Genomic DNA, 14,257 nt, shown 5'->3' with positions numbered 1-14,257 from the left:
TAAGGGAATGGCGTTCTTCGACTGCAAGTGACGAGGCTCGGCCAGTGCGCCGGGCCTCGCACTCGTTGGAGAACCGCTCTCGGCCATCGCTTGAGATTGCGTCGGCCCTCCTTGATTCGGGAGGTTGAGCCCGTCGGGTCATAGACCCCGGGCGGCGACGTCGAGGGTGCCCCGTCACACGAGCCGCCGATGCCGGCCTCCCGATGAGGCCTGTCAGGAGACAGAATGACCGCTGGTAACGCCCTGCAGCGTAGCCCGAGCCGCGACGATTTCGCGGCCCTGCTCGAGGAGTCCTTCCTCCAGCACGAGATCACCGAAGGGTCCGTCGTCAAGGGTCGCGTCGTCGCGATCGAGAAGGACGTGGCCGTCATCGACATCGGCGCCAAGACGGAAGGCCGTGTCGCCCTCAAGGAATTCAACGGCCCCGGCCGCGAAGGCGAACTCGCCGTCGGCGACGAGGTCGAGGTCTATGTCGACCGCATCGAGAATGCGCTCGGCGAGGCCGTGATCTCGCGCGACAAGGCGCGCCGCGAGGAGAGCTGGGTCAAGCTCGAGAAGGCCTTCGAGGCCAACGAGCGCGTCACCGGCGCGATCTTCAACCAGGTCAAGGGCGGCTACACCGTCGACCTCGACGGCGCCGTGGCGTTCCTGCCGCGCTCCCAGGTCGACATTCGCCCCGTGCGCGACGTCACCCCGCTGCTGGGCACCCCCCAGCCCTTCCAGATCCTCAAGATGGATCGCCGCCGCGGCAACATCGTCGTGTCGCGCCGTACCGTCCTTGAGGAGAGCCGCGCCGAGCAGCGCTCCGAGCTCGTGGCCAACCTCGAAGAAGGTCAGGTCATCGACGGCGTCGTCAAGAACATCACCGAATACGGTGCGTTCGTGGATCTGGGCGGCATCGACGGCCTGCTGCACGTCACCGACATGGCCTGGCGTCGCGTGAACCATCCGTCCGAGGTCGTGACCATCGGCCAGACGGTCAAGGTCAAGATCATCAAGATCAACCACGAGACCCACCGCATCTCGCTCGGCATCAAGCAGCTGCTGGCCGATCCGTGGGAGGGCATCGCTCAGCGCTACCCGGTCGACGCCAAGCTCAAGGGCCGCGTCACCAACATCACCGACTACGGCGCCTTCGTGGAGCTGGAGCCGGGGATCGAGGGCCTGATCCACGTCTCCGAGATGTCCTGGACGAAGAAGAACGTCCACCCGGGCAAGATCGTCTCCACCTCGCAGGAAGTGGAAGTGCAGATCCTCGAGGTCGATCCGGTCAAGCGCCGCATCTCGCTCGGCCTCAAGCAGACCCTCCAGAACCCCTGGGAGGCCTTCGCCCAGCAGCATCCGGTGGGCTCCGAGGTCGAGGGCGAGGTCAAGAACAAGACCGAGTTCGGCCTGTTCATCGGTCTCGACGGCGATGTCGACGGCATGGTCCACCTGTCGGATCTCGACTGGAACCGTCCCGGCGAGCAGGTCATCGAGGAGTTCAAGAAGGGCGACATGCTGCGCGCCCAGGTTCTCGACGTCGACGTCGAGAAGGAGCGCATCTCGCTCGGCGTGAAGCAGCTCGGCGGTGACCCCTTCACGGAAGCGGGTGACCTCAAGAAGGGTCAGATCGTGACCTGCGAAGTGGTGGACGTGAAGGATTCGGGCGTAGACGTGAAGATCGTCGACACCGACCTGACGACCTTCATCCGCCGGGCCGAGCTCGCCCGCGACCGTGGCGACCAGCGCCCCGAGCGCTTCGCCGCAGGCGAGAAGTTCGACGCCCGCGTGATCCAGTTCGACCGCAAGGCGCGCCGGGTCCAGCTCTCGATCAAGGCCCTGGAAATGGCCGAGGAGAAGGAGGCGATGGCCCAGTTCGGTTCGACCGACTCGGGCGCCTCGCTCGGCGAGATCCTGGGCGCGGCCTTCAAGAAGGCCCGCACCAGCGACGACAAGGACGAGTCCCAGGACTAATCGTCCCGCCCCCCGGCCCTTCGGGACCGGGGACTGACGTCTCGTGAGAGCCCGCGCCGGACCTGTTCCGGCGCGGGCTTTTTCGCGTCCACATTTCCCCCGCATGCTACGCCGAGACCGGCGGGGAGGGGCTTGCTCCCCCCTTGCCGGTCGCCGCAATGCGGCGCTAGAACACGATCCCTGACAGTGGCCGGCCCTGCGTTTCCCCAAAGGACGCGAGATGCGCCAAAGGCTTGGTGCAAATCGGCCGGGAGTGTGGGACAAGGTTCGCCCGCCGCCGTCATCGGGTGGGTGCCGGACCGCCAGTCCGGACAGAATCAGCCGGCAGAGCCGGCGCGCGAGGGAGCGTAACCAGCGCATGGCCGCGGATGCCGAACTTCTGATCGATCGTCGGCGTCTGCGCCGCAAGCTCTCCCTCTGGCGGGTCCTGGGCATCGGCGGCCTCGTGGTGGCCGTGGGCGCGGTCGGCCTGCGGGTCCGCAGCGGCGGCGAGGCGCTGACCCTTGGCAGCGTGCGCCCGCAGATCGCCCGGATCTCGGTGGGCGGCTTCATCGCCGGCAGCGAATCCACCACCAAGCTGATCGAGCGGGTCCGCGACGCGGATTCCGTGCGCGGGGTCGTCGTCTCGATCTCGTCGCCCGGCGGCACCACCACGGGCTCCGAGGAGCTCTACCGCAACCTGCGCGCGCTCGCAGAGAAGAAGCCCATGGTGGCTTTCGTCGACGGCACCGCCGCGTCCGGCGCCTACATCGCGGCGATCGCCGCCGACCACATCGTGGCGCGCGAGACCGCGCTCGTCGGTTCGATCGGCGTCCTGTTCCAGTATCCGGACCTGTCGGGCCTCCTCGACAAGGTCGGGGTCAAGGTCGAGTCCGTGAAGTCGGCGCCCCTCAAGGCCGAGCCGTCGGGCTTCACGCCCACCTCGCCCGAGGCGCGCGCGGCGCTAGCGGCCGTCGTCGGCGACACCTACGCCTGGTTCAAGGGCCTCGTGGCCGACCGGCGCAAGATGACCGACAAGGAGCTCGCCACGGTTTCGGACGGGCGCGTGTTCAGCGGGCGCCAGAGCGTCCCCCTCAAGCTCGTGGACGACCTCGGCGGCGAGCGGCAGGCCATCGCCTGGCTCGAGAAGGAGCGCGGCGTGACCAAGGATCTGCCGGTGCTGGACTGGAAGCCCACGGCCAAGAGCGATTTCCGCCTGTGGTCGGCCCTCGGGCTCGGGGCCGATCTCGTCGGCCTCGACGGTCTCGCCACCCGCCTGCGCCAGGTCGGCGAGGAGACGACAGGCCTCGCTCAGGGCGGCCTCCTCGTGGTCTGGCGCCCCGGCCCCGCGGATGCCACCCGCTGAGGGCGCCGGCCCAACACCCTCGTGCATGACTTCGTGAAGGCCGCCGCATGATCAAGTCGGAGCTCGTGCTCAAGATCGCCGAGCAAAACCCGCACCTCTACCAGCGCGACGTCGAGACTCTCGTGAACGCGATCCTCGACACCATCGCGGATGCCCTCGCCCGGGGCGACCGGGTCGAACTGCGCGGTTTCGGCGCGTTCTCGGTCAAGCGCCGCGATGCGCGACGCGGGCGCAACCCGCGCACGGGTGCGGCCGTTGCCGTTTCCGAGAAGGCGATCCCCGTGTTCAAGACGGGCAAGGAGATGCGCCTGCGCCTCAACGAGGCGGGCATCGGCGACGCGGGCGCATCCGCTTCCTGATCGGCCGCCGCCTCGTTCCCTACCGTCGGAGTTCCACGCGATGATCCGCTTCCTCAAAGGTTTGGTGCTGCTTCCCGTGGCGATCCTGGTGGTCGCCTTTGCGGTGGCCAACCGCGACGCGGTGCGGGTGTCGTTCGATCCCCTCTCGCCCGACATGCCGGTCTTCAGCGCCACTCTGCCGCTCTATCTCCTGATGTTCATCGCGGTGGCATTGGGGGTCCTCCTCGGCGGCTGTGGCGCCTGGCTCGGTCAGGCGAGCACCCGCCGCACCAGCGCCGAGCGCCGCCGCGAGATCCGCCGCCTGGAGGGCGAGACCGCCCGCCTGAAAACCTACGCCCCGCCGCCGGCCAATGAAGGCCCGAACGGCATCTACCGCAACGCCTCCGACCGCGTCGCCCTCCCGGCGCCACGCTGAGGGCCGCCGTCTCGAAGCCCCGTCTGCATATGTCCGCCATCGCGATCAAGATCTGCGGGCTCAGCACACCGGCGACCCTCGAGGCCGCCCTGGAAGCCGGCGCCGACCTCGTCGGCTTCGTGCATTTCCCGAAGAGCCCTCGCCACGTGAGTCTGGAGGTCGGCCGCACTCTGTCGGCGCAGGCGCGGGGCCGGGCCGAGCGGGTGCTGCTCCTCGTCGACCCGGACGACGCCCTGGTTGCCGCCGCCGTCGCGGCCCTGGACCCCGAATGGATCCAGCTCCACGGCCGCGAGACGCCCAAGCGCGTGGCGGCTATCCGCACGGCGACCGGCCGCCGGGTGATGAAGGCCATCGGCATCGCCACCGCGGCAGACCTCGCCTCCGTGGCCGCCCATGCGGGTGTGGCCGACCGCATCCTCCTCGATGCCAAGGCGCCCCCGGAGGCGGCCCTGCCCGGCGGCAACGGCCATAGCTTCGACTGGGACCTCCTCGACGGCGCCCGTCTCCCGGCGGACTACATGCTCTCGGGCGGCCTCACGCCCGATACCGTCGCGGCGGCGCTGGCCCGCACCGGCGCCCGGGCGGTGGACGTCTCCTCGGGCGTCGAGCTCCGGCCGGGCGAGAAGTCGCCGGAGCGGATCGCGGCCTTCATCGCCGCCGCGCGCGGCTGACGGGCCCAGGCATCCGCGCCGCCCACCCCTTGCTTTCGGCCCGGAAAGCGCCCTGAATCCGCGATCCGGCGCGTTGGCCGCATTGTCGCCGCACCCCACGCGGGTCTAGGCGTGTCGCCAAACGCGAAATTCGTTTCCCGCGTGCGCATCGTCCAACCGTGCGCACCCGATTCCGAGGACCAAGCCCGTGACCATCGCTCCCCCTCCGAACTCGTTCCGCAACGGCCCGGACGAGCGCGGCCGCTTCGGCATCTTCGGTGGCCGCTTCGTGGCCGAGACGCTGATGCCGCTGATCCTCGACCTGGAAGCGGCCTACACCGCCGCCAAGGCCGACCCGGCCTTCCAAGCGGAGATGAACAGCCACCTGACCCATTATGTGGGCCGGCCGAGCCCGCTCTACTACGCCGAGCGCATGACGGAGCACCTGCGCGCGAAGGCCGCCCCCGGTCACGGCGCGAAGATCTACTTCAAGCGCGACGAGCTGAACCATACCGGCTCGCACAAGGTGAACAATGTGCTCGGCCAGATCATGCTGGCCCGCCGCATGGGCAAACCCCGCATCATCGCCGAGACCGGCGCCGGCCAGCACGGCGTCGCCACCGCTACCCTCTGCGCCCGCTTCGGCCTGAAATGCGTCGTCTACATGGGCGCCGTCGATGTGGCGCGTCAGGCGCCCAACGTGTTCCGCATGAAGATGCTCGGCGCCGAGGTGGTGCCGGTGCAGTCCGGAACCAGGACCCTCAAGGATGCGATGAACGAGGCCCTGCGCGACTGGGTCACCAACGTCGCCGACACCTTCTACTGCATCGGGACGGTGGCGGGCCCACATCCCTACCCGGCGATGGTGCGCGACTTCCAGTCGATCATCGGCCGCGAGGCGAAGCAGCAGATGCTGGAGATGGAGGGCCGACTGCCGGATTCCCTCGTCGCCTGCATCGGCGGCGGCTCCAACGCCATGGGCCTGTTCCATCCCTTCCTCGACGATCCCGAGGTCGCGATGTACGGCGTCGAGGCGGCGGGCCACGGCATTTCCAGCGGTCTGCACGCGGCCTCGCTGTCCGGCGGCAAGCCCGGCGTGCTGCACGGCAACCGCACCTACCTGCTGCAGGATGCCGACGGCCAGATCGCGGACGCGCACTCGATCTCGGCCGGCCTCGACTATCCGGGCATCGGCCCCGAGCACGCCTGGCTGCACGAGGCCGGCCGCGTCACCTATCTCTCGGCGACCGATCAGGAGGCCCTCGACGCCTTCAAGCTGTGCTCGATGCTCGAGGGTATCATCCCGGCCCTGGAGCCGGCCCACGCCCTTGCCAAGGTACGGGAACTGGTACCGCAGAAGCCCCAGGATCATCTCCTCGTCGTCAATCTCTGCGGTCGCGGCGACAAGGACATCCCCCAGGTCGCCGAGATCCTGGGGACTCAGCTCTGAGCCCGGCGCGGGACCGGCTATTTTCCCGGGCCCGACCCCGTTGACACCCCACGGCGGGTTTCCCTATACCGCCGATCTCATCGCGGCCACGATCTTCGGCGGCCGCGGTTTGGCGGGGTAGCTCAGCTGGTTAGAGCAGAGGAATCATAATCCTCGTGTCGGGGGTTCGAGTCCCTCTCCCGCTACCAAAGAATTCAACGACTTAGACGCGAAGCCCTGGCCTGGACGCCGGGGCTTTTTCGTTCCGGGGCGGATTTGGGGCGGGACCTCGCGATCCGCCCCCGTTCCGTCCCGCCCCCGTCCGCCCCCGTCGCGACGCCTGTGGATGATCCCACCCGGTATCACCGGCAGCCGGTGATCCCACCCGGGATCAGGATGCCAGCCGCACGGGACGCGCCCGCCGCCGGTCCCGCCCCAGCGCCCTCGCTAGGTCCGCCGGCCGCTCGGCCTTCACCAGCCCGGGCCGCCGCGTCGACCTCACCTCCAGCATGTCCTCCGCCAGGGCCCGCAGGATCGCGTCGCGTTCCTCGCCGGCCACTGCATCCAGGATGTCCGCGTAATCAGGCATTGCCAACCCTCCGTCGCAGGAACAGATAGAGAACAAACGCGGCGGAGCAAGGACTGGGGCGGTGATCCTTCGGCTGGGCGACTTCCCCTACCGGCGGGTCCGGGTGGCCTGCCTGTGGTGCCCGCGCCGGCGGGGGGACTACTGCACCGAGAGGATGATCGCGCGCCTCGGGCCGAACGCCTCGCTCGACGCGGTGCTGCTGGCCGTGACGGTCACGTGCCGGTGGCCGAAGGCGTGGGGGAAGCGCGGCCCGAACCAGTACGTGCCCTGGTGCCGGGCCTACCTCGTGGACCTCGGCACGGACCGGCCGCCCGACCGACAAAGCTAACGGCGGACCGACGGATCTAAAGCTGCGGGGGGCTCCAACGACAAATCTAACGCTCGGGCAACATGGCCGACGTTGATGGTCTAACCCGCTTCCGAAGCTGTCGAATCATCCTGTTGGGGACAGTTTCGTTGATGCCCCCAGGCCAGGCCCCGTTAACCCGGCCCGTGCTACGACACCGATTCCACCGCCAACCCTTTCCGTTTTGGAAACGGTTCGCCGCTCCGGAGAGACCCGTGAAACCGATACGCCGCCGTCCCCTCGCCGAGATCCCTAATCCCGGGGCGTGACCGCGTGCGCGGCAGCCCCCTTTGAGGCTGCCAAAATGACGACCTTTTTCACCGCCGACACCCATTTTTTCCACGCCGGCGTCCTGCGTATGAGCGACAGGCCGTTCGTCGATATCGCCGAGCACAACGAGCTCCTCGTGCAATCGTGGAACGCGGTCGTCGGCCCACGCGACGAGGTCTGGCACCTCGGCGACTTCGGCATGGGTGGCACGCCGGAGCAGTACGCGGCGCTCTTCAAGCGCCTCCGGGGCCGCAAGTACCTCGTTCGCGGGAATCACGACCGCACGAAGACGACCAGCCTCGGATGGCACGAGCAGCACGAGCTCGTCTCGCGCCGGATCGAGGGCCAGCGCGTCATCCTCTGCCACTACCCGATGAGGGCCTGGGTCGGCGCGTGGAGGGGGAGCATCCAGCTTTTCGGGCATACCCATGGCCTGCTCCCGGACACCTCGCAGTCCTGCGACGTCGGGGTCGACCGGTGGAGCTATAGGCCGGTCACCCTCGGGGAGATCCGGGAGCGCCTGGCGGCGACCACGGACCAGCCCGAGGAGAAGGTCCGTGGCGCCGCGCTGGAGGCCGAGGACGACGGCGAGGGCTAGAAGTTCACCTCGACTGTACGGTCGCAGACCTCGACATCCGAATGCTCCATGAAGATGTCGTGGTAGTGCTGAACGGCGGCGAGTTCCGGATGCTCGGAGTAGTCGCCGTTCAAGCTGATGCGCTGGGCCATGCCGGCCGGAGTGAGCCACTGCGTCAGGCGGTCGAAGGCGGCCTTGTCCTTGTCGACAAGGCACTTGCGGACGAACACGTCGTCCTCACTGTCTCCGTACGCCAGGCGCCACGCCGTATGCGTCCACTCGTCCGCGATGTAGGCCATGAACCAATCCTGAGGGATCGAGTCCGACCGTCCCTGGCCCTTCACGTAGAACATGCGCAGGTCGTCCCGGCCTTCCTCCTTCACGAGGTTCACGAGGACGTAGGCCCGGTACAGCGTCAGCAGCATGTAGTCGGCCTGCTTGACGCGGTCGCCGGGCCACTTGGCGTGCATGATCCTGGCGGCGTCGCACGCCCGATCCAGGATGACGCTCTTGGCTTCGTCTTCGGTCGTCGGCTCGTCGAATCCACAGATGATTGTCATGGGATGTGCTCCTCCCGCAGAGGCCGGCGGCCTCGATGCGCGAAGGAATCCCCAAGTCCCGGGCGGAGTCTATCGACACCTGGGAGCTTGGTTAAGACGGTTTGGGTAGGTTAACCCGATGCCAGACCTTCGCAGGGTCGCGGATCGCCTGCAACCCCTGGGGCGAATAGTGGTTAACAGGTGGTTACCAAGCGCAGATCCGGTGATTCCCGTTTTGGGAATGGGGCGCTCAGTCCGGCCCGTGCGCGGCGTGCCAGGACAGCAGCAGCAGGGCGCGCTCCCACACCCGGCGGTGGGCGCCGTCGTCGTCGGGGATGGCGCCCACCGCCTCGGCCTGGGCCCGCCCGTCGCGGGCGAGGAGCCCGTCCACGAGCCTGTCGACCGCGTCCGTCTCGGCTCTCCACGTCAACAGGTCGATCCTACCCACGCCCGATCACCTTCGGCTTGGGCCGGTCGAGGACGCCCGTCACGGCGTCGACGAGCTTCAGTGCCGCGTTGATGCCGGCCTCGCCCGACGCTTGCACGATGACCATGCGGAACGCCGTCCTTCCGGTATCGGCGTCCCGGGCGCCTTCCGTCACCGAGACGCTGAGCCGTGGTTCACGCTTCGCCATGATCGGCCTCCTTCGGCTGGGGCTTGGCGACCGCGCCCTCGACGTCGATCCCGCACGCCGCCGCCAGGAAGCACAGCGTCAGGAAGGCCAGGACGAACGCGGAGCCCCACACCGCGGTGACGAACACCGCCCGCAGCAGGGCGTCCCCGCGCCCGTCGAGGATGAAGCCGCAGGTCACGATTCCCGCGGCGGAGACGGCGACCCTGCCCGGGCCGCCGGCGATGAGGGTGAGGAAGGACCGCATCAGGATGCCCCCCTCACCAGATTGGCGTCCGCCTTGGCGAAGCGACCCATGTACTTCAGGAGGAACTGCATCAGCTCCTTCCGGACCTCGGGTGTGCCCTGCAGGTAGAAGGTGTCCTCGCCGAGTGAGATGGAGATCTCGGGCTCTCGCTCCGCCTTCACCGCCGCCTCACCCTTCTCGATCAGGTCGAGGATGCGCTCCACGGACGAGGCGTCCCCGGAGATGGTCGTGAACGGATCGTCCTCGCCGAAGCTGTGGTGTTCCGTCCGGCGGAGGCTCTCGTCCGGAAGGCGGGACACGATGCCTGTCAGCGTGCGGACCTCCTCGACGATCTGGTCGATCTCGAACGAGTAGCTGGGCCCGTGCAGGATGGTGACGATGTTTCGGAGGCCGTTTTCCCACCGCGCCTGGTAGCGTTTGAGATCGGCGTCGGCGGCCTCCTTGGGCTGCTCAGGCGTACGGCATTCGCGCACCAGGGCCTCGTAGGGCCCCACGATCAGCGTTGACGGCGCCGGCTCGTCGGGTGCCAGGAAGCGACGTTGGGTCATGCTGAAGGCGACCCAACGCTCGCGGTCTACCTTGCTGCCATACCCGTTCAACGCATGAAGCTTCGCCGCTTTGGTCACGGTAGCGACGTCGGCTCCGTCCTCAACGAGGATGGTGCTCGACGTGAACTCCGGCCAGCCGATCCGGACGGCGAACACCTGCTGAAGAGGCCCCACGTCATCGACCAGGTCGAGGGGCACGTACCGGATCTCGAACCCGGCCTTGGCGAGGGACTGGGTGATCTCGTGGGCTAGCTCCTCGGCTCGGTGGGGGGCGCAGCCTTGCACTGCCGCCTTGATGTCTCGGACAATCACCATCTCGGCGTCCAGGACGGCGTGATCCCGGTCGGTGAGACCGTGCGGCCGCTCCGATGCGACGAGGATCTCCATGCCACGTGGGACGGGAGCTTCTGCCGCGGCCTTGATGGCTCGCTCACCCTCCTCATCGAGGACGATGTCGAGCCCCTGCACGGGGGCCTCACGCCATGCCAGGAGATCCTTCTCCGAGACGGCGGTCCAGTTGCCGGTGCGGACAGCCTCCCGAACGGCCTCGGCGTTGCCGGTCGGCTTCGGCACGATGATGAGGTCGGCCTTGGCCAGAGCGGCCAGGATGCGGTCGGTCCGCTCTATCGCAGACGATAAGCCACCATGGTCGGCGCGCACCGCCGCGTGGATGACGGCCCTCGTGCCGGTGACGTGGAACTTGGTCTGGATGTCCATGGTCTCGCGCCGCATGGGGACGCTCCTTCATGTGTGGGGTTGCTGGGGGAATCGAGGAGCGCCCCTGCCGCCGGGCGCGCGACGGGGCAGCCTCAGGCGGCTGCGGGCTGCCGGTAGTAGGAGGCGACTTGCTCGGCGATCTTCGGACCGTCGAGGACCTCCCGGACGGCGAGGCAAGCGACCGTGAGGGCCGTGGGGTCCTCGATCCCGATCTGCTCGGCGAGGACCTTCACGTCAGCCTCGTCGGTGGGGAAATCGAAGATGCAGTCGAGCTTCTTGAGGGCCTCGACCGCCTCGGTCTGGCTGGCATCGACGACGAACAGCCCCTCGCGCGCCAAGCGCTTCATGATGCGCTCGGCGACCTCGTGGGCGGCGACGTTGCCAGATGCGACGATCTCGCCGGCGATGATCCTGCGTGTGTTCTCAATGCTCATGGTGGTCTCCCAAGGAGTTGCGCTGATCTCGGTGGCCACTGTCGCCTGGCTCGTCGGCGGGGCGGATCAGGCGGCGATGGTGAGCCCGAGGGCCGGGACCGCCTTGGCGTGCCAGCCGGTGTCGTCGGCGTAGACCTCGGCCGCCCGCCACCGCGGGGGCTCCGTCCGGAGGATCAGGAGGTCGCCCTCGACCGGGACGGTGCCTTGGGCGAACACGGTGACCCTGCGGCCCGGCTCGACCTCGACGAGGCAATCGACGGTGAAGGCGGACCCTACGCGATGGATCACGGCTGGCTCCTTCTGGGTGGGACGCGGGGGAGAGTGGACGGCTGCGGCGGCTCGCCGTGGCTCTCGGCGAGCCCGTTCGCGAGGCGCTCGATGCTGATGCGCGACGTCTCCATGAGGAGGCGGTCGACCGAGTCCGAGACATCCATCAGCGCGCACTTCAGGGCCGGGTCAGTGAGCTCGTCGATCCGGCGGTGGACAGCCGCGCGGACCGTGATGAGCCGGGCCTTCGTCGCCGCCTTGTCGAGGCGCTGCAGGCCGGTGACGAACTCGCTACGGACGGACGTCATGCTGCACTCCTCTGGCGCCGGACCTCGGCGGCGCGCCGGGCGGCGGTGACCCGGTCCACGCGGGGGATCGGCAGGCCGCGCTGGCGGAGCACGCGGCGCACGCTGTCCTGCGACAGCCCGGTCTCGACGGCCGCGGCCGGCACGCTAGCGAGGCGCTCGACGGCAGCGACAACGGCGTCAGCGAGGCCGGGGGTCTTGAGCGGCCTGCTCCCCCGCGCAGGGCGGGGGAGCCCGAGCGTCTGGCGACCCTCGGCCGCCAACTCCAGAAGGACGTTCACGGAGCACCAGTGCCAGCGCTCGCGAGCCGCAATCATCCCGTCCTCGCGGGACAACAGCAGCGCGACGGTCTCGGGTTTGGGGCGAATCCAAACGTCCGTGGCGAGGCTCTTGCCGCGGCTCACGACACCACCTCGTCGACCGGGACGTAGGTGATCTCGCGTCGCAGACCGAGGCGGCGGAGAAGCCTGTCCCCGGGGACCCGGTGCCCCCTCAGGACGTCGCTCACGTACTGAGGCGAGACCCCGTTCGCGGACGCCCATTTCGCCTGGGTACCGGCAGCCCGGCACTCGGCCAGGAGCATGCGGACGATTGCTTCGTCTCCGAGGACTACTGGTCGTTCGAGGCTATCGTCAGCCACCATCGGGCCCTCCTGTCGACGTGACAAGAGAGAATGTACCCGCGATCCGCTGATCCGCTAGATGTGTAACGGATGATCAGGGACTATTTTGGCATTTCGATTTATTCCACAATCCATAATAAATCATCGGCCCTTGTCGGCCTTGGAATTCATGGCAATCTACTCTGATCTGCGGATCATCGGAGGTCGCCATGCTCACCCTCATCTTGCTCCTTGTCGCCGTCGGGGCCGTCTGCGCCTCGGCCTACGGGGCGGCCCAGCGCCCGCTCCCGCCCCTGACCGAGGCCCTGCCCGTCGGTGCCCTCGGCCTGGCATGGCGCCGCGTCGGGGAGCGCCAGACCAAGGGCGGCCTCAAGACCCTGTGGCTCGCCGATGCCGGTGACGAGAGCTCCTACAGCCGGCTCTACCGGGCGGATCGCGACGGGATGCGCGAGCTGGGCTTCTCCTGGGGTGGCGACCGCCAGGGCGAGTACGACAAGCCGGTCTGCTGGGAGCCGCAGCCCGCGCCGTCGAACGACCGATTCGAGGCGGCCTTCGCCCGGGCCGACGGGATCGCGCGCGAGGAAGAAGGACGCCGCGCAGCCGAGGAGGCCGAACGCCGGGCCCGGGTGGCCGAGAACATGGCTCGCCTGTGGGCGCAGGAGGGTGAGGAGCGCCTCGCCGCCGTCTCCCTCCTGCGCGACCGGATGAAGGCGCTGCCGTGGGCGTGGACGCGGTCGCAGCGGGACAAGGCGACCGCGATCTTCGCCGAGGGCGATCAGCCGTCAGCGTCGGCCGCCAAGATGGCCCGGCGCCTGGTCGAGACCTGCGACGAGATGGTCGCCCGGGTCACGGATCGGGCGCAGACGGAAAGGAAGGAGAAGTGGTGGGCGCTGGCCGCTGACCCGGCGATCCAACTCCTCGTCCACTCGGCCACGAAGCACCTGTCCGCCATGGACGACGACTGGGCGACGGTTTCTAACGATGCGGGCTGGTCGAAGGCTCACACCGCGTTGGGGCACGTCCTCTCCGGCCTGCCGCGGCTCGGTCAGTGCGAGGCGTCCCAGGCCCTGTGGGCCGTCCACGTCCACCGGCGGCAGATCCCCGACAACATGCGCCGCGAGCTCTTCGGGGAGGCCGCGTGATGGCCCGGCGACCGCATCCGAATCAACTCGACCTGTTCGCCAGCGTCACAGAGCCAACCCCGGAGCCGGCGGAGACCGTCGTCCGGCAACCGGATCGCCGCGACGACGAGATCACGCCGTTCGTCGACGCCTCGATCATGGGGGTCGTTCCGGGTCGTACCCCGATGGACGCCGCCCTGATCGAGGCCGGCCTCGCGAACCTCTACTCCCTCTCGATGGGGTACGCGCTGCGAGACATGACGGTGCCCTTCGCACCACGGAGCATCGCCTTCCCGGTGACGCTCCGGCGCGACCGGGGCGGTCGCCCATACCTTTTCCTATCGACGCCGGCCTGCGCCGACCTGCCGTACGTGCGCAGGGTCGAGGAGGTCACGGGGCTGAAGGCCGTGTGGGCGCCTTCAAACTGCGACGGGGGCATGTGGCACCACGCCATCGATCTCGCGACCGATGCCGGCTGGGAACGCCTAGCCGGGAGCATGGAGCACACGAAGATCAGCCACGTGCTCCACGCCGTCGGCCTCAATGTGTTCTGGGGGGAACTGTCGGTCGGCAACGCACGCGCCCTTCTCGAAAGGATCGGCGAGCCGGAGCCCGCCGACGCACGCCCGGCAATCCTCGGCTCGTGGGCGAAGCCGTTCGGCGCGTCGGTAACCAACAACTACCTGCACGGCTGGGGCTCCGTCCGCGCCATCGAGCTCGGCTGGGCAACCCCCAAGCGCATGAAGGGCAAGCGCGAGATCGAGGCGGCCTTCACCGAGGCCGGGCTCGCCGCAATCGCCGAGGCACGGGCATCGAAGATCGCCGCCTGAAGAAAAATCCGCATTTTTGCGGATTTCCCCGCTGTGCCTTTCGAGCCGGCGCGGCACGA

21 protein-coding genes and 1 tRNA gene are annotated in these 14,257 nt (G+C 68.6%); 11 read left to right on the top strand and 11 right to left on the bottom strand.

Annotated elements, in window-relative coordinates:
• Positions 1–225: 225 nt before the first annotated feature.
• The 7 genes from rpsA to MFF30_RS04740 all read left to right on the top strand — a co-directional run bounded on the left by rpsA (position 226) and on the right by MFF30_RS04740 (position 6,363).
• A complete protein-coding gene (gene rpsA / locus MFF30_RS04770) occupies positions 226–1,956 on the top strand; it encodes a 30S ribosomal protein S1 (protein ID WP_238277157.1) in 1,731 nt (576 codons plus the stop codon).
• 358 nt (positions 1,957–2,314) lie between these two features.
• Positions 2,315–3,301 carry a signal peptide peptidase SppA gene (gene sppA / locus MFF30_RS04765; protein WP_238277153.1) on the top strand — a complete coding sequence of 329 codons (987 nt, stop codon included), beginning with the start codon at positions 2,315–2,317 and terminating at the stop codon, positions 3,299–3,301.
• 47 nt (positions 3,302–3,348) lie between these two features.
• On the top strand, positions 3,349–3,660 hold the full coding sequence (gene ihfB, locus MFF30_RS04760) for an integration host factor subunit beta (protein WP_238277152.1): 312 nt from the start codon (positions 3,349–3,351) through the stop codon (positions 3,658–3,660).
• A 40-nt stretch (positions 3,661–3,700) separates the two neighbouring features.
• The gene (locus MFF30_RS04755) at positions 3,701–4,075 is read left to right on the top strand and encodes a LapA family protein (protein ID WP_238277150.1); all 375 of its coding nucleotides are present in this window, start codon (positions 3,701–3,703) and stop codon (positions 4,073–4,075) included.
• Between the two features lie 29 nt (positions 4,076–4,104).
• Complete coding sequence (locus MFF30_RS04750) at positions 4,105–4,746, top strand: phosphoribosylanthranilate isomerase (protein WP_238277148.1); 642 nt, start codon at positions 4,105–4,107, stop codon at positions 4,744–4,746.
• Between the two features lie 187 nt (positions 4,747–4,933).
• On the top strand, positions 4,934–6,175 hold the full coding sequence (gene trpB / locus MFF30_RS04745) for a tryptophan synthase subunit beta (RefSeq protein ID WP_238277146.1): 1,242 nt from the start codon (positions 4,934–4,936) through the stop codon (positions 6,173–6,175).
• Between the two features lie 111 nt (positions 6,176–6,286).
• A tRNA-Met gene (locus MFF30_RS04740) sits at positions 6,287–6,363 on the top strand.
• 182 nt (positions 6,364–6,545) lie between these two features.
• On the opposite strand, the gene MFF30_RS04735 is transcribed toward MFF30_RS04740, so the two are convergent.
• Positions 6,546–6,743, bottom strand: coding sequence for a hypothetical protein (locus MFF30_RS04735; RefSeq protein WP_056097086.1), 198 nt, complete (start codon positions 6,741–6,743; stop codon positions 6,546–6,548).
• A gap of 61 nt (positions 6,744–6,804) precedes the next feature.
• Here MFF30_RS04735 and MFF30_RS04730 point away from each other — a divergent pair, with 61 nt between their 5' ends.
• Both MFF30_RS04730 and MFF30_RS04725 read left to right on the top strand, forming a co-directional pair.
• The gene (locus MFF30_RS04730) at positions 6,805–7,071 is read left to right on the top strand and encodes a hypothetical protein (protein WP_056097081.1); all 267 of its coding nucleotides are present in this window, start codon (positions 6,805–6,807) and stop codon (positions 7,069–7,071) included.
• A gap of 322 nt (positions 7,072–7,393) precedes the next feature.
• Positions 7,394–7,957: a metallophosphoesterase family protein gene (locus MFF30_RS04725; RefSeq protein WP_056097078.1), complete on the top strand. Its 564-nt coding sequence runs from the start codon at positions 7,394–7,396 to the stop codon at positions 7,955–7,957.
• Here MFF30_RS04725 and MFF30_RS04720 read toward each other — a convergent pair.
• The 10 genes from MFF30_RS04720 to MFF30_RS04675 all read right to left on the bottom strand — a co-directional run bounded on the left by MFF30_RS04720 (position 7,954) and on the right by MFF30_RS04675 (position 12,268).
• A complete protein-coding gene (locus MFF30_RS04720) occupies positions 7,954–8,496 on the bottom strand; it encodes a hypothetical protein (RefSeq protein ID WP_056097074.1) in 543 nt (180 codons plus the stop codon). The genes MFF30_RS04725 and MFF30_RS04720 overlap by 4 nt on opposite strands.
• 229 nt (positions 8,497–8,725) lie before the next feature.
• Positions 8,726–8,905 carry a hypothetical protein gene (locus MFF30_RS04715; protein WP_156384043.1) on the bottom strand — a complete coding sequence of 60 codons (180 nt, stop codon included), beginning with the start codon at positions 8,903–8,905 and terminating at the stop codon, positions 8,726–8,728.
• 10 nt (positions 8,906–8,915) lie between these two features.
• On the bottom strand, positions 8,916–9,110 hold the full coding sequence (locus MFF30_RS04710) for a hypothetical protein (protein WP_056500594.1): 195 nt from the start codon (positions 9,108–9,110) through the stop codon (positions 8,916–8,918).
• Positions 9,097–9,354, bottom strand: coding sequence for a hypothetical protein (locus tag MFF30_RS04705; RefSeq protein ID WP_056246687.1), 258 nt, complete (start codon positions 9,352–9,354; stop codon positions 9,097–9,099). The genes MFF30_RS04710 and MFF30_RS04705 overlap by 14 nt, the downstream gene beginning before the upstream one ends.
• Positions 9,354–10,634, bottom strand: a complete 1,281-nt coding sequence (locus MFF30_RS04700; RefSeq protein ID WP_238277144.1) for a hypothetical protein — start codon at positions 10,632–10,634, stop codon at positions 9,354–9,356. Before MFF30_RS04700 ends, MFF30_RS04705 begins: the two co-directional genes overlap by 1 nt.
• A gap of 77 nt (positions 10,635–10,711) precedes the next feature.
• Complete coding sequence (locus MFF30_RS04695) at positions 10,712–11,053, bottom strand: hypothetical protein (RefSeq protein WP_056097062.1); 342 nt, start codon at positions 11,051–11,053, stop codon at positions 10,712–10,714.
• Positions 11,054–11,119: 66 nt separating this feature from the next.
• A complete protein-coding gene (locus MFF30_RS04690; RefSeq protein ID WP_056097059.1) occupies positions 11,120–11,341 on the bottom strand; it encodes a hypothetical protein in 222 nt (73 codons plus the stop codon).
• Positions 11,338–11,628: a hypothetical protein gene (locus MFF30_RS04685; protein ID WP_056097056.1), complete on the bottom strand. Its 291-nt coding sequence runs from the start codon at positions 11,626–11,628 to the stop codon at positions 11,338–11,340. Before MFF30_RS04685 ends, MFF30_RS04690 begins: the two co-directional genes overlap by 4 nt.
• Positions 11,625–12,029 carry a hypothetical protein gene (locus MFF30_RS04680; protein WP_056097054.1) on the bottom strand — a complete coding sequence of 135 codons (405 nt, stop codon included), beginning with the start codon at positions 12,027–12,029 and terminating at the stop codon, positions 11,625–11,627. The genes MFF30_RS04685 and MFF30_RS04680 overlap by 4 nt, the downstream gene beginning before the upstream one ends.
• Positions 12,026–12,268, bottom strand: a complete 243-nt coding sequence (locus MFF30_RS04675) for a helix-turn-helix domain-containing protein (protein ID WP_056246685.1) — start codon at positions 12,266–12,268, stop codon at positions 12,026–12,028. The genes MFF30_RS04680 and MFF30_RS04675 overlap by 4 nt, the downstream gene beginning before the upstream one ends.
• Positions 12,269–12,456: 188 nt before the next feature.
• Here MFF30_RS04675 and MFF30_RS04670 point away from each other — a divergent pair, with 188 nt between their 5' ends.
• Both MFF30_RS04670 and MFF30_RS04665 read left to right on the top strand, forming a co-directional pair.
• Positions 12,457–13,389: a hypothetical protein gene (locus MFF30_RS04670; protein WP_056097050.1), complete on the top strand. Its 933-nt coding sequence runs from the start codon at positions 12,457–12,459 to the stop codon at positions 13,387–13,389.
• The gene (locus MFF30_RS04665) at positions 13,389–14,198 is read left to right on the top strand and encodes a hypothetical protein (protein WP_056097047.1); all 810 of its coding nucleotides are present in this window, start codon (positions 13,389–13,391) and stop codon (positions 14,196–14,198) included. Before MFF30_RS04670 ends, MFF30_RS04665 begins: the two co-directional genes overlap by 1 nt.
• The last annotated feature ends 59 nt before the right edge of the window (positions 14,199–14,257 follow it).

This window comes from Methylobacterium goesingense (assembly GCF_022179225.1).
GTDB lineage: Bacteria > Pseudomonadota > Alphaproteobacteria > Rhizobiales > Beijerinckiaceae > Methylobacterium > Methylobacterium goesingense.
Note: the sequence above shows the minus strand (reverse complement) of the source record. Positions and strands in the feature narration are given on the sequence as shown.

Bases quoted from the DNA above. Each gene is read 5' to 3' on its own strand.
- MFF30_RS04695 (WP_056097062.1), bottom strand. From the start codon at position 11,053: ATGAGCATTGAGAACACACGCAGGATCATCGCCGGCGAGATCGTCGCA.
- MFF30_RS04710 (WP_056500594.1), bottom strand. From the start codon at position 9,110: ATGGCGAAGCGTGAACCACGGCTCAGCGTCTCGGTGACGGAAGGCGCC.
- MFF30_RS04685 (WP_056097056.1), bottom strand. From the start codon at position 11,628: ATGACGTCCGTCCGTAGCGAGTTCGTCACCGGCCTGCAGCGCCTCGAC.
- MFF30_RS04665 (WP_056097047.1), top strand. From the start codon at position 13,389: ATGGCCCGGCGACCGCATCCGAATCAACTCGACCTGTTCGCCAGCGTC.
- MFF30_RS04670 (WP_056097050.1), top strand. From the start codon at position 12,457: ATGCTCACCCTCATCTTGCTCCTTGTCGCCGTCGGGGCCGTCTGCGCC.
- MFF30_RS04675 (WP_056246685.1), bottom strand. From the start codon at position 12,268: ATGGTGGCTGACGATAGCCTCGAACGACCAGTAGTCCTCGGAGACGAA.
- MFF30_RS04735 (WP_056097086.1), bottom strand. From the start codon at position 6,743: ATGCCTGATTACGCGGACATCCTGGATGCAGTGGCCGGCGAGGAACGC.
- MFF30_RS04720 (WP_056097074.1), bottom strand. From the start codon at position 8,496: ATGACAATCATCTGTGGATTCGACGAGCCGACGACCGAAGACGAAGCC.
- MFF30_RS04755 (WP_238277150.1), top strand. From the start codon at position 3,701: ATGATCCGCTTCCTCAAAGGTTTGGTGCTGCTTCCCGTGGCGATCCTG.
- ihfB (WP_238277152.1), top strand. From the start codon at position 3,349: ATGATCAAGTCGGAGCTCGTGCTCAAGATCGCCGAGCAAAACCCGCAC.
- MFF30_RS04705 (WP_056246687.1), bottom strand. From the start codon at position 9,354: ATGCGGTCCTTCCTCACCCTCATCGCCGGCGGCCCGGGCAGGGTCGCC.
- MFF30_RS04750 (WP_238277148.1), top strand. From the start codon at position 4,105: ATGTCCGCCATCGCGATCAAGATCTGCGGGCTCAGCACACCGGCGACC.
- rpsA (WP_238277157.1), top strand. From the start codon at position 226: ATGACCGCTGGTAACGCCCTGCAGCGTAGCCCGAGCCGCGACGATTTC.
- MFF30_RS04700 (WP_238277144.1), bottom strand. From the start codon at position 10,634: ATGCGGCGCGAGACCATGGACATCCAGACCAAGTTCCACGTCACCGGC.
- sppA (WP_238277153.1), top strand. From the start codon at position 2,315: ATGGCCGCGGATGCCGAACTTCTGATCGATCGTCGGCGTCTGCGCCGC.
- MFF30_RS04725 (WP_056097078.1), top strand. From the start codon at position 7,394: ATGACGACCTTTTTCACCGCCGACACCCATTTTTTCCACGCCGGCGTC.